Source organism: Streptomyces sp. SCL15-4, from assembly GCF_033366695.1.
GTDB lineage: Bacteria > Actinomycetota > Actinomycetes > Streptomycetales > Streptomycetaceae > Streptomyces.
Map to the genome: position 1 here is coordinate 193,383 of NZ_JAOBTQ010000001.1, position 22,464 is coordinate 215,846.

General features: G+C 71.5%; 10 protein-coding genes. 5 read left to right on the plus strand and 5 right to left on the minus strand.

The features are described from left to right. The first annotated feature begins 29 nt into the window (after positions 1 to 29). The 3 genes from SCK26_RS00955 (at position 30) to SCK26_RS00965 (ending at position 3,317) form a co-directional block, all read left to right on the plus strand. Positions 30 to 1,346 (plus strand): extracellular solute-binding protein, encoded by a 1,317-nt coding sequence (locus SCK26_RS00955; RefSeq protein ID WP_318199285.1) that lies wholly within the window; start codon positions 30 to 32, stop codon positions 1,344 to 1,346. 157 nt (positions 1,347 to 1,503) lie between these two features. Beyond that, the gene (locus SCK26_RS00960) at positions 1,504 to 2,397 is read left to right on the plus strand and encodes a sugar ABC transporter permease (RefSeq protein WP_318199286.1); all 894 of its coding nucleotides are present in this window, start codon (positions 1,504 to 1,506) and stop codon (positions 2,395 to 2,397) included. A gap of 2 nt (positions 2,398 to 2,399) precedes the next feature. Further along, complete coding sequence (locus SCK26_RS00965; RefSeq protein WP_318199287.1) at positions 2,400 to 3,317, plus strand: carbohydrate ABC transporter permease; 918 nt, start codon at positions 2,400 to 2,402, stop codon at positions 3,315 to 3,317. 279 nt (positions 3,318 to 3,596) lie between these two features. Here the strand turns inward: SCK26_RS00965 and SCK26_RS00970 are convergent, their stop codons facing one another. After that, complete coding sequence (locus SCK26_RS00970) at positions 3,597 to 4,625, minus strand: alcohol dehydrogenase catalytic domain-containing protein (RefSeq protein WP_318199288.1); 1,029 nt, start codon at positions 4,623 to 4,625, stop codon at positions 3,597 to 3,599. 154 nt (positions 4,626 to 4,779) lie between these two features. Next, positions 4,780 to 4,971, minus strand: a complete 192-nt coding sequence (locus SCK26_RS37895; RefSeq protein WP_412080692.1) for a hypothetical protein — start codon at positions 4,969 to 4,971, stop codon at positions 4,780 to 4,782. Positions 4,972 to 5,303: 332 nt separating this feature from the next. On the opposite strand from SCK26_RS37895, the gene SCK26_RS00980 reads away from it, so the two are divergent. Beyond that, positions 5,304 to 6,221: a helix-turn-helix transcriptional regulator gene (locus SCK26_RS00980; RefSeq protein ID WP_318199289.1), complete on the plus strand. Its 918-nt coding sequence runs from the start codon at positions 5,304 to 5,306 to the stop codon at positions 6,219 to 6,221. 146 nt (positions 6,222 to 6,367) lie between these two features. Here SCK26_RS00980 and SCK26_RS00985 read toward each other — a convergent pair whose 3' ends face one another. The 3 genes from SCK26_RS00985 to SCK26_RS00995 form a co-directional block, all read right to left on the minus strand. Then, positions 6,368 to 7,519: an LLM class flavin-dependent oxidoreductase gene (locus SCK26_RS00985; protein ID WP_318199290.1), complete on the minus strand. Its 1,152-nt coding sequence runs from the start codon at positions 7,517 to 7,519 to the stop codon at positions 6,368 to 6,370. A 249-nt stretch (positions 7,520 to 7,768) separates the two neighbouring features. Next, positions 7,769 to 13,810 (minus strand): non-ribosomal peptide synthetase, encoded by a 6,042-nt coding sequence (locus tag SCK26_RS00990; protein ID WP_318199291.1) that lies wholly within the window; start codon positions 13,808 to 13,810, stop codon positions 7,769 to 7,771. Positions 13,811 to 14,228: 418 nt separating this feature from the next. Continuing rightward, positions 14,229 to 15,953, minus strand: a complete 1,725-nt coding sequence (locus SCK26_RS00995) for an asparagine synthetase B family protein (protein ID WP_318199292.1) — start codon at positions 15,951 to 15,953, stop codon at positions 14,229 to 14,231. Between the two features lie 535 nt (positions 15,954 to 16,488). Between SCK26_RS00995 and SCK26_RS01000 the strand changes: the two genes are divergently transcribed. Continuing rightward, positions 16,489 to 22,464, plus strand: a complete 5,976-nt coding sequence (locus SCK26_RS01000) for a polyketide synthase (RefSeq protein ID WP_318199293.1) — start codon at positions 16,489 to 16,491, stop codon at positions 22,462 to 22,464.

Consider the following 22,464-nt stretch of genomic DNA (forward strand, 5'->3'; position numbering starts at 1 on the left):
CGACGCACCGCACGCGAGGAAAAACTGCCATGAACAACCCGCGCACCCGCTCTTCCCTGCGCAGAAGGCCGCTGCTGCTGGCCCTGTCCGCGCTGGCCCTGCTGGCTCCGCTGACCGCCTGCGGCGGCTCCGACTCCGTGGCCGGTGACGGCAAGACCCTGCGGCTGTGGCACTACGAGGACAAGGACGGCGCGCTGGGCAAGGCGTGGGCCGCGGCCGTCACCGAGTTCAAGAAGAGTCACCCGGACGTGAAGGTGATCTTCGAGCAGAAGACGTTCGACCAGATCCAGCAGAACGCGGGCATGATCCTCAACTCCGACAAGGCGCCCGACGTCATGGAGTACAACAAGGGCAACGCCACCACCGGCCTGCTGGCCAAGCAGGGCCTGCTCACCGACCTCACCCCGATCGTCAAGGCGCACGGCTGGGACAAGAAGATCAGCGACAGCGCCTCCGTCACCGCCCGCTACGACAAGAATGGCGAGATGGGCGGTGACAAGTGGTACGGCGTGCCCAATTACGGCGAGTTCGTCCTCGCCTATTACAACGACGACCTGTTCGAGAAGTACCACGTCGCCAAGCCCACCGACTTCCACAGCTTCGAAGCCGCGCTGGCCAAGTTCAAGGCCGCCGGCGTCACCCCGCTCGCCAACGCCGGCAACGACCACCCCGCCATGCACTGGCTCTACCTGCTCGCCCTGTCCAAGGCCGACCGGAAGTGGGTCGACGACTACCAGCGCTACCAGGGCAAGGTCGACTTCCACGGCCCCGAGATGACCTACGCCGTCGGCAAGTTCGAGGAGTGGGTCGACAAGGGCTACTTCGACAAGAAGGACGTCGGCCTCAAGGGCACCGACATGACCGAGCAGTTCGTCTCCCAGAAGCGGCCCATCATGGTCGGCGGCAACTGGTGGTTCGGCGGCCTGACCACCGACGTCAAGGACTTCAAGTGGTCCACCGCCCCCTACCCGGGCAGCAAGGCGACCCTCGGTGCCGGCGGCAACAACTGGGTCGTCCCCACCAGGGCGAAGAACAAGAAGCTCGCCGAGGACTTCATCGACATCACCATGTCGCCCAAGATCCAGAAGCTCATCGGTGAAGAGGGCAACGTCCCCCTCGCCGCCAAGCCCGACGAGATCACCAACCCCAAGTCCCGGCAGCTCATCAACGCCTTCGACCAGGACCAGGCAAGCGGCGGCCTGGCCTTCTACCCCGACTGGCCCGTCGCCGGCTACTTCGACACCTGGCTGGCCGCCACCCAGAACCTCATGAACGGCGGCAAGCCCGGCACCGTCCTCGACCAGCTCGCCGCGCCCTACGAGAAGTACACCGCATCCCGGCACTGAGACCGCCCGGCCACAGGCTTCCCGATCCACGGCCGAGCCCGTCACGGCAACGGCAGTCCGGCCCCGTCCCGGGCCGGACTGCCGGCCGGGATGCCGCGTCGCCCCGGGGACGACGCCCGGCCCGCCGGGCCGCCGTCCCGCCCACCTAGGAGCAACAGTGAAAAGCAAACGTCACCCGCGGTCCACGGGATACGCCCTCTTCCTCGCACCGGGCCTACTGCTGAGCCTGCTCTTCCTCGTCGTCCCGCTGGTGATGACCTTCTACTACAGCCTCACCACCTGGCAGGGCATCGGCGACCCCACCTTCACCGGACTCGACAACTACACCCGCCTCTTCCACGACTCCGACTTCTGGGCCTCCTTCCGCAACATCGCCTTCGTCATCATCGGCATCGCCGTCGTCCCCACCCTGCTCGGCCTGTTCCTGGCATCCCTGCTCTTCGACTACATCGGCAAGAACCACGGCGACAGAATCGTCGGCGTCTTCCGCTCCGGCCTCTACCTCCCCCAGGTCATCCCCGTCGCCGTGACCGGCCTGATGTGGGGATGGATCCTCGCACCCGAAGGCGCCGTCAACAGCCTCCTGAGCAAGATCGGCCTCGGCTCCCTGACCGAGAACTGGCTCGGCGACCCGAGCCTCGCCCTCTGGGTCGTCCTCGGCGTCCTGGTCTGGATGCAACTCGGCTATCCCCTGGTGCTCTTCCTCTCCGGCCTGCAGCGCATCGATCCCGAACTCTACGAAGCGGCCTCCCTCGACGGCGCCACCTGGTGGCAGCGCTTCACCCGCATCACCGTGCCCATCCTGCGGCCCGAGGTCTACGTCGTCCTGGTCACCACCACCATCGCCGGCCTGAAGGTCTTCGCCCAGATCTTCGTCCTCACCGGCGGCGGCCCCGGAAACTCCACCCTCGTCCCCGCCTACTTCGCCTACCAGAACTTCTTCGAACGCGCCGACGTCGGCTACGGCTCCGCGATTTCCAGCACCATCACCCTGCTCGTGCTGGTCATCGCCGGGACGATGCTCACCCGCCAGGCCCGCGAGGACGGATGACCATGACCACCGACACCACCACCATGCCCCGCACGGAAAAGACGGCACCCCCCGGCCACGCGGCGCCCCGCCGCGGCAAGCGGCGAACAGCCGGCAGACGCCGCGGCCTCGGCTCCTACGCCGTCGTGGCCGCCGTCACCGTCTTCGTCCTGGCCTTCCTCGCCCCGTTCGCGATCATCCTGCTCAACTCCTTCAAGACCAGCGCCGACTACCGCTCCCACGGATCGCTGTCCTGGCCGGAGCACTGGAACTGGAGCATCATCGGCGACGTCTGGGAGCGCGTCGACTTCACCCGGAAGCTGATCAACAGCATCGAGATCAGCCTCGGTGTCGTCCTCATCGCCGTCGTCGTCGCCCTCTTCAACGCCTACGCCATCGGCATCGGCCGCATCCGCTGGCGCACCGCCTTCCTCGTCTTCTTCCTCGGCGTCAACGTCCTGCCGCAGGAGGGCCTGGTCTACCCCGTCTACTACCTGTTCAAGGAGATGGGCTTGTACGACGGGAAACTCGGCTACACCATCCTGGTCGGCGTCACCTACAGCGCGTTCGGAACGTATCTGCTCTCCTCCGTCTTCGCCGGCTTCCCCAAGGAACTCATCGAAGCCGCCTCCCTCGACGGTGCCGGCCGCTGGACCATCCTCTGGCGCATCATCCTGCCCATGAGCTGGCCCACCCTGTCCGTGATGTGCGTCTTCTTCTTCGTCTGGAGCTGGAACGAGTTCCTTTATCCCCTCGTCCTGCTCATCTCCAACGACAACCAGACCGTCCCCCTCGGCTTGTCCGTCATGCAGGGCCAGTACACCAGCGACCCCACCGCCATGAGCGCCGCCGCCCTCCTCGGCGTCATCCCCATGGTCGTCTTCTTCCTCCTCTTCCAGCGCTCCCTCACCCGCGGCGTCACCGCAGGCGCCGTGAAGTAACCCCGCCGGGGACCCTCGCGACCCCGGATCCGGCACGCACCAGCCCCGCTGCCGGATCCGGGGTTCACCTTGCGCCAGGCAGGCGTTCCAGTCACGTCCGGCGCGGCGGGTCCATCGCGGAGCGGAAGTGATGCTGATCCGAGGAGACCGCTGAGCTGTGCGCCACGCACCTCGGCGGGGAGGTGGTACACGCCGAAGCCGAGCGCGGCATCCCGACGCCGTTGTTCAACGTCACGTACGGCGAGCGGAAGTCCTTCGCTGTGCGCGGGGAGTTCGGGGTCAGGGGCGGATGAGGGCCTTGAGGACCTGGCGGTCGGACATCGCCCGGTAGGCGTCCGGGGCCTGGTCGAGGGTGAAGGTCCGGTCGAAGACACGGCCGGGGACGATGGTGCCGTCGAGGACATCGGGCAGCAGCTGCTCGATGTAGGCGCGGGCGGGGCTGGCGCCGCCGGTCAGGGTGATGTTGCGCAGGAACTCGGCGGGGCCGATCGGGCCCTGCTCGTACTGCGGGACGCCGAGGCGGCTGATGGTGCCGCCGTCCAGTACCGCGCCGAGCGCGGTGTCGAGGGCCTGGCGGGTGCCGACGGCTTCGATGGCCTTCTCCACGCCGCCGGTCAGCTCACGGATACGGACGATGCCCTCCTCGCCGCGCTCCGCGACGACGTCGGTGGCGCCGAACGCGCGGCCCAGGCCGGTGCGGGCTTCGTGTCGGCCGGCAAGCACGATCCGCTCGGCGCCGAGGCGCCTGGCGGCGATCACCGCGCACAGGCCGACCGCGCCGTCGCCGACGACGAGCACCGCGTCCCCGGGTCCGACGCCGGCGGTGACGGCGCCGTGGTGGCCGGTGGTCATCACGTCCGACAGCGCCAGGAGCGACGGGATCAGCGCGGAGTCGGCGGCCACCGGCAGCTTCACCAGGGTGCCGTCCGCGTGCGGGACGCGGACGGCTTCGCCCTGCCCGCCGTCCACGCCGTCGAGTCCGTACCGGCCGCCGTTGCGGCACGAGAAGTGCAGGCCCCTGGCGCAGTAGTCGCAGGTGTTGTCGCTGTAGGTGAACGGAGCGACGACCAGGTCACCGGCGTTCAGGCCGGTGACGTCCGCGCCAGTCTCCTCGACGACACCGAGGAACTCGTGCCCCATGGGGCGGCCGGCGCCGGTGGCGGGCATCGACGCGTAGGGCCACAGGTCACTGCCGCAGACGCACGCGGCCAGCGTGCGCACCACCGCGTCGGTCGGCTGGACGATCTTCGGGTCGGGCCGGTCCTCGACACGGACGTCACCGGCTCCGTACATCACTGCTGCACGCATGAAAGGTGTTCCTCCAAACGGGGGGCGGGGCGGCGCCACCAGAAGTGCGGCGTGCCGCGGTGAGATCAGCCTTCGAGCATCTGCGCCTGGGCCTCGGCGCGGGTGTCGCCGGCGGCGGGCGGCAGGCTGCTGAGCTTGTCGAGCTGCTCGCGGCTCAGCGTGACCGCGTCGACGTAGCGCCGACCTCGTCGGCCAGCGCCCTGACCTGGTCGGCGAGGTCGAGGTGGCGCTGGAAATCCTCACCGGTGGAGCGCGGGTTGCCGCGACGGAGGGCGTTCTCGTCCAACTGGCCGGTGGAGCGGACGGTGCCGGTCAGGAAGCCGCGACCGAGGCGGGAGAAAGGCACCAGCCCGATGTGATTCCGTGTCATCGGTGCCGGAGCCCGTGTAGCCATGGGACATGCCCATGGCGCCCGGACCGATCCGGGAAAGCTCCAGGTCGCGCAGCTTGATGTACCGCATCTCGGCCTCTTTCGATCCATGGCGTACCCGGCGCCCTCAACTTCCGCCCGGTCCGGCGGGTCGCGCCTGTGGTGACCGGGCAGGGTCCGGGGTACGGCGTCCTGCTCGTTCACCCTCGCCCGGATGGCGGGAATGGGGCAGGGCGGGCTGTTCGGGGGTAATGACAGGGCCCCCCTCGTGCCCGCACGGCGTACACCGACCGGATAAGACTGGAGTCATGGCATCCCAGAGCGCGCACAGCGAGGGCGCCGAGCTGGGCCGCTACCTGCGCGCCCGCCGCACCCAGACCAGCCCCGAGCACGTCGGCCTCACTCCCGGCGCCGGCGTACGCCGCACTCCCGGCCTGCGCCGCGAGGAGCTGGCCACCCTCGCCGGCATCAGCATCGACTACTACGTCCGCCTGGAACGCGGCAAGGAGACCCGCCCCAGCCCCGCCGTCCTGGACGCGCTCGCCCGCGCCCTGCGCATGGACGACCAAGAACACCAGCACCTGCGCGAGCTGGCCGCCCGCGCCGCCCGCTACGTCCCGGAACCACCGCCCGCGCCCGGCCGCACCGTGCGCCCTCACCTGAAGCTGCTGCTCGAGTCGCTGCGTCCGAATCCCGCGTACGTCATCAGCCGAAGCATGGACGTGCTCGCCTGGAACCCCGGCGGCCTCGCCCTGTACGCGGGCCTGGACGACTGGCCCGTCAAGCACCGCAACCTCGCCCGCTACCTTTTCCTGCACCCCGCGGCCCGCGACCTCTTCCCCGAATGGGACCGCCAGACAACCGCCTGCGTCGCCCGCCTGCGCGCCGTCGCCGGCACCGCACCCGACGCCCCCGACCTCACCCACCTCGTCGGCGAACTCCTCCTGAAGAGCCCCGACTTCGCCGGGCTGTGGGAACGCTACGAGGTGACCGGCCGCAAACCGGCCCACAAGACGTTCCAGCACCCACAGGTCGGAACCCTCACCCTCACGTCACAGTCCTTGCACGTGGAAGGCACCCCCGGCCAGCGCATCGGCGTCTACACCGCCGAACCCGGCACCGCCGACCACGACGCCCTGCTCCTCCTGGACATGACCGCACCACGGCAGACGCACCGACCCGTTTCCGAAACCACCGGACCGCAGTCGCACACCTCGAGCAGCTGAGGCACATGCCCGCCCCGGCACCGCGGAACGGTCACCGGCTGCCCGCACTGCCTCGGGCTCGGGAACGGGCCGGCCGCCTCAGGAGACGGCCGGCCCGTTCCTCCCGTGCGGACGGTGAGGAATCCGCCTGTACCTGGCGGGAAGACTCACCTCGATGCCAGCAGTCCCCTCCTTCGCAGCTCGGGTGCCAGGCCGTCCGAGAGCCAGTGGGCTTCCTCCAGGTTCGGGAACCCGGAGAGGATGAACTCGCTCACGCCGATCTCGCGGTACTCCTCCAGCCGGTCGGCGACCTCCGAGTGGCTGCCCACGAACGCCAGCGCCGAGCCTCCGGCCAGGAGCCCGAAACCGCCCCAGAGGTTGGGCGCCACGTGGAGACTGTCCGGGTCCTCGATGGTGGCTCCGTCGAGGAGGCTCTGGCCCCTGGCCTGGCCGACCGAGTCCCGGGCGCCCAGCAGCGCGCGGGCCCGTGCGGCGTGGGCCGGGTCGATGCCGGCGAGGTGTCGCTCGGCGTCGGCGAACGCCTGCTCGGCGGTGTCCCGGCTGAGCAGCCAGGCGCGCAGGCCGAACCGTGGTGCCGGCCGTCCCTCGGGCACCGCCTCGGCCAGCCACTTGATCTTCTCCATGATCATGTCCAGCGGTTCGAGCCAGCTCAGATAGACGTCGGCGTGCCGGGCGGCGACCGGCCTGGCGTACTCCGAGGACCCGCCGAACCAGATCTCCGGCGGGTCGGCGGGCAGGTCGCGCCCCGGGGCCGTCACCGAGGCGTCCTGCGTCGTGAAGTACTCCCCCGTGTGGTCGACCGACTCACCCGCCAGCAGCGGCCGGACGATCCGCAGGAACTCGTCGGTGCGGGCGTATTGCGCGGCCTTGTCGCCGTGGTCGCCGTAACGGCGTGCCTCCCACCCCGGTTCACCGGTGACCACGTTCAACGCCAGGCGGCCGCGGCCGGCCAGCCGCTGGAAGGTGGCCGCGTGATGCGCGGTCAGGAGCGGGTGCTGGGTGCGGGGGTGCAGCGCCACCAGGAAACGGAGGGTGCGGGTGTGCGCCAGGAGCACGGAGGAGACGATCCAGGGGTCCTCACAGGAGGACCCGGTCGGGACGAGCACCGACGTACACCCGGCCTCCTCCACCGCAAGAGCGATCTCCGTGAGGTAGGACAGGGTCGGTGCGCGAAAGCCCCCGGGCCCGGCGGAGTCCCGGTCGGGCAGCACGACGTTGGTGCCGCCTTGCCGGAACTGCCGGGTCTCCCCGGAGCTGGGCAGATACCAGTGGAGGCGGATCTGGTCGTCGGTTGTCATGTCAACGGTCCGCTTTCGATGGAAGTGGTCGGAGCGGCGAGTTCCGGATCGCCGTGTACACCGGTTCCGGTTCGTGCCGGAAGGAGAAGTGGTCACGGCAGGAGCCGGGCAGCCGCGAATCGGCAGGGAACGTCCGCGTGACCTCGCGCGAGCGGGGATCCCGTCCCGGTGCGCAGACGCCGTAGATCTCATGGCTCGTCTCGGCTTCCACGGGCCGGATTGCGCGGCACACCCGTGTCACCTCGTGGCTCACTTCCACGGCCGGTGCGCATTGACGGGCTCGGCCAGTGCCCGCTCCGGAGCGTCCGCCAGGCCGACGAGAATGTCGCCGACCGCCGCGGCCAGCACACCGGCCTGCTTCGCCGAGACCCGCGTCCCCTGGTAGGACAGCACGGCCGTCAGCTCACCGTCCTCTTCGGCCACGGTCAGGGTGATGCCTGTCTTGGCCTCCCTGGCACCGAGCCGGTCGAGGAAGACCGGCCGCAGATACGTTCCTCCCAGCTCCGCCTTGCGGTCGCTGCGCAGGTTCATGTTCAACGTGACATCGGTGTACGGCGAGCGTCCTGGCCGGCGTACCGGGGCCAGCCGCTGAAGGACGTCCTCGAACGGGGCGTCGCCGTGCGCGAACGCGTCGAGCGTCTCCGTCCTCAGCGCGGCCAGTACGTCGCCGAGCGAGCTGTTCGCGGTGACGTCGGACCGCAGCACGACGGTGTTCAGGGTGGGCCCGATCAGGTCCGGGAAGGCGCCCCGGTCCGGCTGGACAGCGGGGACGCCCACCGTCAGAGCGGTCTGGCCGGTCCAGCGGTGCAGGGCGGTCACCAGCGCCGCGCCCACCACCATGAACCAGGACACCGAGTGGCGGGTCTGGAGGTGCCGCAGCCGCTGTCCCAGGCCGGCCGGCAACGGCACCGTGACCGCGCCGTCCGGCTCGGGCGTCGCCGGCGGCTCCGGGAACTCGACCGTGCTGTCGACTCCGTCGAGCCGTTCACTCCAGAAGTCGAGGTCACGGCGCTGCCGCTCGCCTCCGCGGGCCGCTTCGCCGGTGGCCGCGAACTCGCGGTACTGGGTGCGCGGCGGTTCGGCGGGGACTCCGTCGGCGACGGCACGGTAGTAGCGGTCGAGCTCCGACAGCAGCGTCGGGACCGATTCCCCGTCGATGACGAGGTGGTGTGCGCACACCAGCAGTGCGTGCGAGTGTCCGAGGTCCGCCACGGCGAACCGCAGCAGACGTCCGGACTCCAGGTCGAAGGGCTGCGCCGCGGTTTCTTCGAGCCATTGGGCCAGTTCCTCGTCCGGCTCGGCGGGGTCGGCGACGAACACCAGCTCGATGCGGGGCTGCCACGGCTCCCGGATGACCTGGCGCAGCGCGCCGCCGTCGGTCACGAACGCGGTGCGCAGGATCTCGTGCCCCGCGACCAACCCGGCCAGTGCACGGTTCAGCACCGCCAGGTCGAGCGGCCCCTCGGCCTTCCAGGACAGCACGACCGTGTTGCGGGAGCGCTCCTCGACCTGCTCCGCGAGCCAGAGTTGGCGCTGAAGTGGGCCGGCAGCCGGCATCTGGTCGGCGGCCGTCGCCGCGTCCGGGGTGACGGCGGGCGCGCGGTCGACGAGTTGGCGGTCGACGAGCGCGGCGAGGGCGCTCAGGCGGAAGTGCTCGAACAGGGCGCGCATCGGCAGTTTCACACCGAAGTGCTGCTGGATCCGTGCGATCAGCGAGACCGCGTTGATGGAATGGCCGCCCAGCGCGAAGAACGAGTCGTCGGGTTTCACCGAGGAGACACCGAGCAGTTCCGACCACAGCTGCCCGAGGACCGCCGCCGTGCCGCTCCCGGCGGTGACCGGTTCCGCGGCCGCGTGGTCGGCCGGGAGTGTCCCCGGTTGGCGGCGCAGCGCTTCCTCGTCCACCTTTCCGTTGGTCGTCAGCGGAATTTCCGGGACGGTGCGGAACTCTCCCGGGATCATGTAACCGGGCACTTTGGCGAGCAGGTGGTCGTAGAGGTCGCGCCGGGTGAGCGGGGCGGTGGTGGCCACTACTCCGATGAGGCGGTCCGGCTCGGTCAGCACCGCGGCGTCGTGGACCTGCGGGTGTTCGAGCAATGCGGCGCGCACCTCGCCGGGTTCGATGCGGTATCCGCGAAGCTGTACCTGGTCGTCGGCCCGGCCGATGAATTCCAGTGCTCCGTCCGGTCGGTACCGGGCCAGGTCGCCGCTGCGGAACAGCTTCCCGTCACCGAACGGCGACTCGACGAACCGCTGCGAGGTCAGCTCGGGCCTGCCGGCGTAGCCGCCCGCGACCCCGTCACCGCCGACGTGGATCTCACCGACCGCGCCGACCGGCAGCAGCCGACGGCCCGTCAGCCGGTCCAGGAGCAGCAGCCGGGTGGTGGGGATGGGCCGGCCGATGACGCTGGCGTCCGCTTCGACGTCCGCCCGGGTGACGGTGTGGATGCTGGCGTGCACCGTGGTCTCGGTGATGCCGTACATGTTCACCAGCCGCACATGGGGACGGCGTTCCAGCCAGTCGCCCAGTATCGCCGGGCGCAGGGCCTCGCCTCCGAAGATCACGTATCGCAGCCGGGTGAGCCCCTTGGGCGTTGCCGGTTCCCGGCCCGCGATACGGCCGAACGCGCTCGGGGTCTGGTTGAGTACGGTGACGCCTTCCCGTTGCAGCAGCGTCCAGAACTGCTCCGGGTCGCGGGCCTGCTCCTCGGTCACGAGCACCAGCCTGCCGCCGTGCACGAGCGCGCCGAAGATCTCCCAGACCGAGAAGTCGAAGGCGTAGGAGTGGAACATCGTCCACACGTCGCTCGGTCCGAACACGAACGGGAAGCGCTCGTTGGTGACGAGCCGCACCAGGTTCCGGTGGGTGATCACCACACCCTTCGGCTTTCCGGTGGTGCCGGAGGTGTAGATGCAGTAGGCGGGCGCGTCGGCGGCCACCGGAGGCAGGTCGTAGTCGGCGCCGGGTTCGGCGTCGACCGCCACGGTGGCCCCGGAAAACCCAGGGATGCCGGCGCCGTCCGGGGTCACCGCGAGCCGGGTTCCGGAGTCGTTGAGGATGAAGGCCGCCCGCTCCCGCGGCCCCGCCGGGTCGACCGGCAGGTACGCGGCCCCCGCGAACAGCACGGCGAGGATGGCCTCGATCTGCCGTGGCCCTCTCGGCAGCAGCAGGGCGACGAGTTCCCCGGGCCGCACGCCGCGTTCGACGAGGACCTTCGCGAGCCGCCGGGAGCGGGCGAGCAGCTGTCCGTAGGTGATGTCCGTGCCTTCGTGCGTCAGAGCCACGGCCTCGGGCCGGCGCCCGGCGGTCTGCCGGACCAGTTCGTGGACGGTGGTCTCCCGGTACGCGGCGTCGGTCGCGTTCCAGACCGCCAGTTGGGTGTGGCGTTCGTCGTCGGTCAGCGGGTCCAGGTCGCCGAGCGCGGTGTGCGGCCGCTTCGCGAGCTGCCGCAGGACCGCCGTGAAGTGCTCCGCGAGGGCGGCGATCTGGTCGTGGTCGAAGTAGCGGCTGTTGAAGACGAGGACGCCCCGGTGGCCGCCGTCCTCCCCGCGCAGCACGAGGTGCAGGTCGTACTTGCCGTAGCCGCCCGCGAGGCCGGCCTCCTCCTGCGGCCCGGTTTCGTCGAGGACCGTGACGAGGACGTCGAACAGGGCGGTGCGGCTCATGTCCTTGACCGGGTCGATCCGGCGTACCAGTTCGTCGAACTGTGCGTGCTCGTGCCGTCGGGCGTGCGCGCGCTCGGCCGCGACCGCGGTCGCCAGCCGGTCGAAGGTGAGGTCCGGCTGCGCCTCGAAGCGCAGCGGCAGCAGGTTGGACAGGGGACCGACGATGTGGCGGTCGGCGTCGCGGCGTCCCGGGTGGGTCAGACCCAGCACCAAGTCGGTCTGTCCGGTGTACCAGCCGAGGACGGCGGTGAAGGCGGCCAGCAGCACGTCCACGGGGGCTACGCCGAGTCCTTCGGCGAGCGTGCCGACCGCTGTGTCCGGCGGCACCGAGAAGCCGACCGTGGCCTCCTCGTAGACGTGGACGGCGTCGCGCTGACGCCGTTCGGGCAGGCGCAGGGGTTCGGGCGGAGGGCTGAGCACGGCGGCGCGTGCCTCGATGTCCGCGCGCCGCGCCTCTTCCGGTATCGCCTCGTGCCAGGCGTTGAAGCTGCTGGGTTCGGGGAGGTCGCCGAGGAGCTGCCGGGCGAGGAGCCGCAGCGAGTGGTCGTCCGCGACGGCCTGGTGGGCGGTCAGCGCCAGCCAGGCCGAGCCGTCTTCGTGCGGCAGCACGGTGACGCGCAGCAGCGGGCCGTCGACCAGGTCGAACGGTGCGGTGGCCACCGCGCGCAGCGCTTCTGGGCCGGTGCCGGCGGGCAGCCACTCCGGGCGCACCGGGACGGTCTCGTGGATGCGCTGCACCACCTGGCCGTCCACGTGGTCGAACGTGGTGCGCAGCGCCTCGTGCGCCCGCACCACCGCCGAGACAGCGGCGTCCAGCCGGGACCGCTCGGGGGTTTCGGGAAGCCGCAGCACGAGTCTCAGGTTGTGGTAGGTCGGCGCCGCCGGATAGATCTCCCCGTTCTCGAACCGGTCCACGAACCACATGCGCTGCTGGTGGGGGGAGGCGGGCCGGACGAGGACGGCGGGTGCTGTCCCCGGGGCGGCACGGTCCGGCTCGGACGGCACGGGGTCCGCGGCCGGCAGGTCGTCGGTCTCCTGCGGGACGGCGGCCGGAGCCACCGCTGCCGTGAAGTCGTGCAGGCGGGGGTGGTCGAACAGGGTCCGGATCGACGCCGCCTCGGCGTCGTAGAACCTGTTGACCGCGAGCACCAGCTTCTCCGCCAGCAGGGAGTGTCCCCCCAGCTCGAAGAACGAGTCTTCCGGGCCGATCTCCCGTACGCCGAGCACGTCGGCCCACAGACGGGCCATCTCCGTCACCGACTCGTCCGCGGCCCGCTCCGCGGAAGGGCCGGGCCGTGTCTGTTCGACGCGTCCGGGGTCTGCCTTCAAGTCCCACCGGACGTCGATCAGCGGCGTGTCGGGGTTCGTGGCGACCGCGTCGAGTATGGAGCGGTAGTCGTGCGCGAGTTCGGCTATGCGGGTGGGGCCGACGGCTCCGGTCGGGTCCTTCCACAGCACGTGGGTGCCGGCGCTGTCCTCTCGCACCATCGTCGCCAGGACGAAACCGGCGGAGCTCTCCATGCCGAGCAGCCGCAGCGATGCCCGGTGCTCGCCGTGGTGCAGCGGCAGATCCTGCACATCGACCCCGGACCGCAGGCCGGCGTTCCAGACCTGGAACACCGTCTGGTGGGTGCGTGCCCCCGCTTCCGGCCCGGTGAGGCCCGCCGCCCGGATGATCGCCGGCAGTGGCAGGTTCCCGTGCGCGACAGCGTCCCTCACGCGACCGTGGACACGGCGCGCCAGCGAGGCGTAGGTGTCGTCCGCCGTGGGCCGGTCCAGTACCGGCAGGGGGTTCACGAAGTCCCAGACGAGTTCGCGCAGTGACGCCGAGGACCGGCCGTGGTACGGCACGAACGACAGGACGTCCGAGCCTCCGCCGTAGCGGCGCAGCAGCGCGAAGTAGCCTCCCAGGAGCACCGAGGTGTAGGAGACGCCGATCTCGGTGGCGCGTAACCGCAGCCGGGCGGCGAGTTCCGCGGGTATCAGCTCCTCCAGCACGGTGTACTGCGCCTCGTCCACGCTCGGCGGCAGCCGGAAGTCGAAGTCCCGTCCGCCCAGCGTCCGACGCCAGTACTCCCGGTCGGACGCGCCTTCCGGACCGTCGGCCAGCGCGTGCGACCGCTCGGCGTAGCGCACCAGTTCGCCGTGGTCGGGAGCGACCGGAGTGGCACCCGCGTACGTCTCGCTCAGCGCCTCCAGGAGTACGAGGATCGACGCGCCGTCGAACACCAGGTGGTGCACGGCCAGGACCAGGACGGTGAAGTCCGCGCCCCGGAGCAGTTCCACCCGGGCGAGCGGTCCGCGGCGCAGGTTGAACGGCCGTTGCCAGCTCCGGCGTACGGCCTCGTCCCTGGGGAGGTCCGTCGTCGTCTCCGTCACCGGGATCTCCGGGCCGCCCGAGCGGTCCAGCACCAGTCCGCCCGGTGTGGCCAGTACCCGGCCGCGGAGCTGGGGATAGAGCTCGCCGATCGCCCTGACCGCCTCACGGAGGCGTGCCACGTCGAGCGAGCCGGTCACTTCGAACGGCGTCGGGATGATGTTCGTCCAGGCGGCCGGGTCACGTTTCCACGCGACCCAGATGGCTTCCTGTCCGACCGAAAGCGGGACCTGCTTCGGGTCACTCACATGTGCCTCATTTCCGCGTCGTGTCCGGCTTCTCCCGCGCCGCCCGGTACTCGTTCGGCGCGGCGCGGTCAGGTCGGTCCGTGGCGGACAGCCGGATGTGGGGGGCGTTGACGCGCTGCCGCGCGCAACGACGGGAGACGTCCGCCGGCCCTTGTGCGTCGGCATCGGTGGCTCTTCTCGCTCGGGCGAGGACCGAGGCCATGGGCAGACGGGTACGGGGCGAAGCGGCGGCTCTCCGGGCTCTCTGCCCGGACGTTGTGAGCGGCGCCGCGCCGGCGAGCAGTTCGTGGGCGTGCTCAGGCCGCGGGTGACTGCTGGTGGTGCTTTCCCGGTCAGGGTTCCGACGTCGGACGGGCCAGGTCTCTATGGAAGTCCCGTGGCTTCATGTCTCACCCCCTCTGCTCGTTCCGTCGTTGGATCACAGCTGAATCCGCACGTCCAGCCGCCTGAGCCACGCATCGAGCTGCAACACCATCTCGATGTCCGCACGGCCGAGCCAGCCACCACGGTCGAGCCGGCTCGGCTCGTCGACGACAGCGGCGGCGGCACGGCGGTCCAGCAGCGCGTGCACAGGGGCCGCCGAGTCGTCCAACAGCGCACGGAGGCGGTTCAGGAGAGCCGATTTGTAGTACGTGTCGTAGGTGATGGGGTAGGGCACCTTCGGCCGGGTGAGCACCGACTCCGGGACCAGGTCGCGCCCGAGGGCGCGCAGGAGGCTCTTCTCCCTTCCGTCGAAGGACTTCGCCTGCGCCGGCAAGTGGTACACGGCCGACACCACCTGAGGGTCGGCGAACGGAAAGCGCACCTGCAGCCCGGCCGCCGTCGATATCCGCTCCGAGTGGAGCACCGTCTGCTCGAGCAGCCGGGTGATGGTCAGGTGATCGATCTCGCGGGCGAGGCGGTCGGTGCGGGACGCACCCGGCGGGTGCCGCACCTCGGCGACCGCCTCGCGGAACAGCGAGTCGATCCAGCCGGACACGTCGATGGCGGAGAGCAGGCCGGCGTCGAACAGCCCGGCACCGATGCCGTACGGCAGACCGAAACGCCGGGAACGCTCGATCCAGGGAAACGATGTCAGGGCACGGGTGGGGTCGGGATCCCCGCCGAGCCCGGTGAACACCGCGTCCGCGCCTTCCCCGCTGAGGACCACCGGCACCGTCTTCGCGACCCGGCGTCCGAAGACGTACGGCGTGATGTTCTTGTCGCCGAACGGGGTCGGGTGGTCCTTGGCCGCGGCCACCTCGGCCAGCAGTCCGGGTTCGGAGAGCCGGCGGGGGTCGATCTCGGCCTCATGATGCTCGCACCCCAGGAAGTCGACGACCTCCTGCGCGTACGGCCGGTCCGGAACCGGGACGCCGGTCTGGTCGAACACGACCGTGAAGGTCCGCGGGGGGTGTTTCGCGAGGCCGGCGGTGAGGCCGGTCAGCACACTGGAGTCCAGTCCTCCGGACAGCAGCACGGCGGGCTCGGCGTCGCCCAGCGCGCGACGCACCGCGTCCTCCAGCAGTTCCCTGACCCGCTCGACGGGGCGGCCCTGTGCGTCCTCCGGTGGATCCTGAAGGGACCAGTAACGCGCCTCGGAGCCGGCCCCGCCGGCCCGGAACTCGACCGTGGTTCCCGGCACCACCTCCCGCACGCCCGCGAGCACGCCGCGCCCCGGCGGACGCAGTTGCGTGATCAGCGCGCTCAGGCCGTCGGCGGTGAGCCGGGGCCGGACCCACGGGTGCCGCGCGAGAGTGGCGAGGTCGGAAGAGAACAGCAGGCCGTTCTCGGTCACCAGATAGCTGAGCGGCTTGATGCCGAGGCGGTCGCGTCCCAGCAGCACCCGGTCCGCGTCCAGCACCGCGAACGCGAAGTCGCCCTGGAACCGCTCGACAGCGGCCCGCCCCCACTTGAGGTAGGCGTGGGCCACCAATTCCGAGGGCGAGCAGCCCGGGCGTACCGCCAGCGAGGCCGCGAGGCCGGTGGCGTTGGCGAGGTAACCGTCGAAGACGACCGCCACCGGCGGGGCCCCGGCGCGCTCGAGCACCGCCGGCCCTCTCGGCCCGGTCCACGTGGGGCCGACCGTCTGCACGAGGGCGGCGTTCTCGTGCCGCCATATCCCGTGTCCGTCCCTGCCGCGCACGGCCAGATCCGTGATCACGCGGCGGAAGTCCGCTTCGCGCACCTCGGCCCTGGAATAAGCCGACCATCCGGCAAAACTAGACATGGTGACCTCGTCGAGATTCTACAGACTCACGTAATTCACCGGAGTCGAATGACATCCGCATCCGCATCATCCGCCTGTCATGAGCGCCACGCTCAGGCCGTCACTTCCTGGAACCTCACGGGAACCTATCCCGATCAGCCGCCGGTAATGTTGCGGGAACATTAAAATAATTGGAACGTACAGGCAAACACTCGGTGCGCCCGCCACCAGGCCTTGAGCACTCCGCCTTCAAAAGCGACAGTTCGTATGCGAAGATCCACAAAGGCGAACTATTGCGACAAGTTAACACCCTGTGAGGCGACGGCCGGAATGCACTGGTAATAGCGCACGAGCGAGATCGTTCTGGGGTTGACACGGATTCATTCCTTGCAATACTGGATCACTCGACGGGGGATGAGTAATGCGCCGCAATGTCTTGGCGGCGGGCGGGCGCGACGAACAGGTACGCCGCATAACTTACGGAGATCCGATGACGCAGGAAAACTCTGTCGCCGTAGTCGGGTTAAGTTGCCGTTTCCCCGGTGCCCACAACGCCGAGGAGTACTGGAGAAACCTTTGCGCGGGCATCGACAGCATCAGCCACTTCGACCGGTCCGCACTCGACGCGTCCGGACTCGACGCCGCCCTCGTCACGGATCCCCGGTTCGTTCCGGCGCGCGGAGTGGTGCCCGACGGTGAACTGTTCGACCGGGAGTTCTTCGGATACAGCGCCGCCGAGGCGGCCACGATGGACCCGCAGCACCGCGTCTTCCTGGAGTGCGCCGCACAGGCCCTGGACGACGCGGGCATCGATCCGGACCGGTCGGGGAAGTGGACGGGCTTGTTCGCGGGCGGCGACCACACGCCCGCGCCGGCGGCGGGCACCGTCGACACCGCCACGGCCACCCAGCGTCTGATCGGGCGGGAGAAGGACTTCCTGGCCACCCGGGCCGCTTACAAACTTGATCTGCGCGGCCCGGCGATCACTGTGCAGACAGCCTGCTCGACCGGGCTGGTGGCGGTCCACCAGGCGTGTCAGGCACTGCTCGGCCACGAGTGCGACGTGGCTCTCGCCGGAGCCACCACGCTTCACCTGCCGCAGGTCGGCGGCCATCTCCACCAGGAGGGGTCGATCCTCTCCGCGGACGGCCGCTGCCGCGCCTTCGACGCCGACGCCTCCGGCACCGTCAACAGCGGCGGAGTGGGAGTCGTCGCGCTGAAACGCCTCACCGACGCGCTGGAGAACGGCGACCGGATCATCGCCGTGATCCGGGGATCGGCGGTGAACAACGACGGCCGGGAGAAGGTCGGTTACACGGCGCCCTCGGTGGCGGGACAGCGGGACGTGATCAGGATGGCGCTGGCCCGGGCGGGCGTCTCCTCCGACGAGATCGGTTATGCGGAGGCGCACGGCACCGGCACCCCCGTCGGAGACCCGGTCGAAGTGGCCGCGCTGACCGCGGCGTTCGCCGCCGAGAGCGAGGGCTCCCGGACCGGTCCCTGCCTGCTCGGCACCGTGAAGGCCAACATCGGCCATACCGGCGCCGCGGCGGGCATCGCCGGCCTGATCAAGACCTCGCTCATGCTGCACCACCGCGTCTTCGTCCCGACCCCGCACTTCTCCCGCCCCAATCCCGCCCTGGACCTCGACGCGTCACCGTTCCGGGTCAGCACCGAGTACCGTCCCTGGGAGCAGGCCGGTCCACGGCTCGCCGGCGTCAGCTCCTTCGGCATCGGCGGCACCAACGCCCATCTCGTCCTGGAGGAACCGCCCCGCACCGAGCCGGGCGGCCTCGACGAGGCGGACGGAGCACACGCGCTCTGCCTCTCCGCCGCCACCCCCGAGGCGCTGCACACGATGCGCACCCGGCTGGCCGACCGGTTCGACGCGGCCGACGCGCCCCGGCCGGTGGACGCGGCACGGACCCTGGCCGCGCGCCGGCGCTTCCCGTACCGCCTGTCGGTCGTCGCCGGGAACGCCGCCGAGGCCGCCGCGCTGCTGCGGGACACCGACCGGACCACCCAGGCCGTGGCAGCTCCCCGGGTGGCCTTCCTCTTCCCCGGGCAGGGCGCTCTGCAAGCCGGTCACGGACAGGCCGCCCACGAACTGCTCCCGGTCTTCCGCGAGGTCTTCGAGGCCTGCCGGGCCCACGTCCGGGCCCACCACGACATCGACCTGGCACCGGCGCTGGACCCCGGGACCTCCCCCGACTGGTTCCTCGACACCCGCCACCAGCAACTCGGCCTGTTCGTCCACGGCTACGCGCTGGCCCGGCAACTGTCCGCCTGGGGCGTCACCCCCGAGGCCTCGCTGGGACACAGCATCGGCGAGTACGCGGCCGTCGCGGCCGCCGGTGGCTGGGACTGGCGGGACGCGCTGGACCTCGTCCACGCGCGCGCGACCGCGATGCACCAGGCACCGCCCGGCCGGATGCTCGTGGTGCGAGCACCGCTCGACGAGGTGGCGCCGCTGCTGGACGACCGTGTGTCGCTCGCCACGGTGGGGTCCGGTTACGTCGTCGTGTCCGGCCCGGCGGAACGGATCGAGGCGCTCGCCGCCGGCCGGCAGGCGGCAGGCACCGCGAGCCGGCTCCTGCCGACCGCGCACGCCTTCCATTCACCGCTGATGGCGACCGCCGCCGAGGAGTTGCGGAAGGCCGTGGCCGCCGTGCCGGCGAAGGCGCCGCACCGGGCCTTGATCTCCGGACTCACCGGCGACTGGACGGACCCCCGGCAGGCGCAGGACCCCGACTACTGGGCCCGGCAGCTCACCGGCACCATCCGGCTGGACCTCGGGATGCGCACGCTCGCCGAGGGCGGCGTGCCGGTCCTGGTGGAGCTGGGTCCCGGTGACTCGCTGACCCGGGAGGCGCTCCGCCGGTCGGCGGACCTCGTCGCCGTCCCGCTCCTGGGCCGCTCCCCGTCCGATGAGCGCAGGAACCTGCTCGGCGCGCTCGCCCGGCTGTGGGAGGAAGGGGTGAGTGTGGACTGGGAGTCCCTGGCGCCCGTACGCGCCGGACGGATCTGCTCCCTGCCGCCCCATCCGCTGGCCCGGACCGCCGTGCCGGCACCGCCCGCGGCACCGCCCGCGGCACCGTCCCGGCCACCGGCGGCCGCGCCGGTCACGGCCCCGTCCTCCTCGCACCGTACTCCGCGGGCCGTCACCCCGGTGTGGACGCAGACCGGTGCGGCCCGCCCCGACGCCTACGACGTGCTGCTGGCCGGAGACTCCGCCGGCCTCGGCGCGGCCCTGTCCGGTCACAAAGTCACCGCGGTCGCCTGGCAGCCCGGTGCCCTCGCGGCAGCGGCCGACGGCTTCGCGGTCCGGGCCGGACGGCGCCCGTTGGTGATCGCCGTCCCGCCGGAGCGGGAAGCGCCGCACGGTCCGGACGCGCCGGCCGTCGCCCCGGTGCTCGCCGAAGCGGTCGAGACCGCCGGTCGGCTCGGCGCCTCCTTGTTCGTCGCGGGCCGAGAGCTGACCGACGTCCTGGCCGCCGCCCCGGCGCCCGCCGCCCTCGACTGGGGTGCCTGGGCCGCGCACCACTCCCGCACCGGACAGCCCGTCGCCCTGCTCGACCTCGGTGACGGCTCCGCGCCGTCCCGGCTGCCCGGCCCCGAGGCCGGCGCACACGCCTGGCGCGGCGAGGTCTGGTGGGATCTCAAACCGCGGCCCGTGCGGCTGTCCGACTCCGCGACGGACGGCACGCCCTCGTCCTGGACCGTGGTCGGCGACGGACACTCGCGCGGCGCCGCGCTGGCCGCCGACATGGCCGAACACGGCCTGCCGGTGCGGGAGTACGTCGAGGCCGCGCCGCTGCCCGATCTCACCGCGCCGGTGCGTGCCGCCGCGGACGATGTGGCCTGGAGCAGCCGGACCACACCGCTCACGCGGCGGACCGCGCTGAGCCGGGAACTGGACCTGTACTGCGCCGGGCTGGTCGGGGAGCAGATCGTGGCGATGACCGGCCTCACCGACGGCCGGCGGATGACGGACCGGGAACTGCGCCGGCGCATCGATCCGGACCGGCGCCTGCCCGCACTGACCGACTTCTGCCTGCGCGTACTGGAGCAGGAAGGCTGGCTGTCGCGGAACGGGGAGCACTGGCGGGCCGCCGGCACGCTCACCGCCTCGCTGGCCGCCGCACTGGCCGCCGAGTCCGGGCTGGACGAACTCGCGGGCCTGAAGCGGATGCTGCGCCATGTCACCGCCGCCTACCCCGATGTCTTCGCCGGTCACCGCACCCCCGTATCGGTTCTCTACCCCGACGCCGACACCGGGTTGCTCGACGGCTGGCTGCGCGACAACCGGATTCCGCTGGACGACTGCGCCGCCGCGCTGGAGGCCCTGCGCGACGTCGTGCGCACCGCGACCGCCGGATCCGAGGAGGCCGGCCGGCCGTTGCGCATCCTGGAGATCGGCGCGGGAGCCGGCCGGCTCACCTGGCCGCTGCTGACCGAGTGGCCCGGCCGGCGGGGCATCGAGTACCACATCACCGACGTCAGTCCGCTGATCGTGCGGCGGGCCGAGGCCCGCGCGGCCGAACTCGGGCTGACCGACGTGAGGTTCTCCACCTTCGACATCGGAACGGACCCTGTCGACCAGCAACTGGTGCGGGGCAGCTACGACTTGGTGCTCGGGTACAACGTCGTCCACGTGGCCGAGTCGGTTCCCACCGCGCTGCGGCGGCTCGCGGGGCTGCTGCGGCCCGGCGGCCAGCTGGGCCTGGTCGAGGTCACCGAGATCGCCCGCTGGTCCCATGTCATGTGGGGCCTGGCGCCGGGTTGGTGGGACTTCGGTGACGAACTGCGCACCGACTCCATCCACCTCGACGCGCCCACCTGGCTGCGAGCGATCGAGGACGCCGGATTCACCGACGTCCGGGCGGTGGACGCCAGTCTCGCCAGTGACCACGTGGTGGTGTTCGCGGCCGGTCCGGGACCCGAACAGCCGCCGGGCGACGGCGGATTGCTCTACCTGCCCCGGACCGGCCGGCCCTCCGCGGACCGGTGGCGGGAGGTGCGCGAGCGGCAGCCCGGCCGCTCCCCCGCCTGGGTGGTGACCGAGGACCCCGACTCCTGGGAGGGCGAGCGGCTGCGCCGCGGCCTCGATCCCTCGTCGAGCGGACCGGCCTGGGGGCACCTGGAGGTCTCCCGCGCCGATCCCGGCCGGCTGGCGCGTCTGCTCGCCGCGGACCCGCCGCCCGGACGCCTGCGGCTGCCGGACGGCCCCTCCGCACCCGAGGCGGTTCCGACGGCCCCGGCCCCGGCCGCCGGGTCCGCGGCACCGGCACCGGCGCCGGCCGCGCAGGTCACGCCGGCCGTACAGGCCCCGGCTGCGCCGTCCGGCACAGCCGGCACGGACAGCACGGCCGGCACCGACGGCCTCGCGACGGACCTGGCCGCGCTGTGGCGCGAGGTGCTGGGCACGCCGACGGTGGGCGACGACGACGACTTCCACCGGCTCGGCGGAGACTCGCTGATGCTCGTGCAGCTCAGCGGGCTGATCGGCAGCCGTCTGGGACACAACGTGCCCGTCGCGTCGCTGCCGCACGACCTCACCTTCGCCGCGCTGGTCGGCACCGTCCGGCGGCTCGTCCCCGACGTGGAGCAGACCCGCGTCCCCGACGCCACGGCCCCGGCGCCGCATCCCGGCTTCGCGCCCGCCCACCTGCCCGACCACCTCACTGTGCTCCGCGCGGCCGACTCGGGCCGCCCGCTGTTCCTGGCGGCACCGGCCACGGGCAGCGCCCTCTGCTACCGGCAGCTCGCCGACCATCTCGACGGCAGCCGGCCGGTCTACGGTCTGGAGGCACCCGGTCTCAACGACCACCGCCGTCCGCTGGGCCGCCTTGAGGACATCGCCGCGCACCACGTCACCGTGTTGCGGCAGGTGCAGCGCACCGGGCCGTACCTGCTGGGCGGCTGGTCGTACGGAGCGATGGTCGCCCACGAGATGACCCGCCTGCTGGAGGCGATGGGCGAGTCGGTGGAGCTGCTCGTGGGCATCGACGGCTACCTGCCCGCCACCGGTGGCCTGCCGGTCGGCGCCCTGCCGCACTGGCTGGTGCCCAGCCTGAGCCTGCAGTGGGAGGCCCGCTTCCGCCCCCGCTCCCCGCGCCTGGTGCCGGAACGGCCCGAGGGCGAGCTGCCCCGGGTGCGGGAGCTGGCCGGGCTGCGCTTCACCGCCGGTGTGCCGGACTACGTACGGCTGCACAACACCAGCATCAGAGCCCTGCTCCGCCACCGCCCCCGGCCCGTCCGCGCACCGATGCTGCTGCTCAAGGCCGGCACCGACCACGACCGGCGTACCAAGCTCGGCCGGAGCATCGCCCCGCTGTACGGCGCCGGGGTGACCGTGCGCCCCGTGCCGGGCGACCACCACAGCGTCCTGGGCAGCCGGCACGTATCCGCGCTCGCCGCCGCGATCGACCAGGCCCTGGCACCATCGGCGGACTCCGGCCGCTGA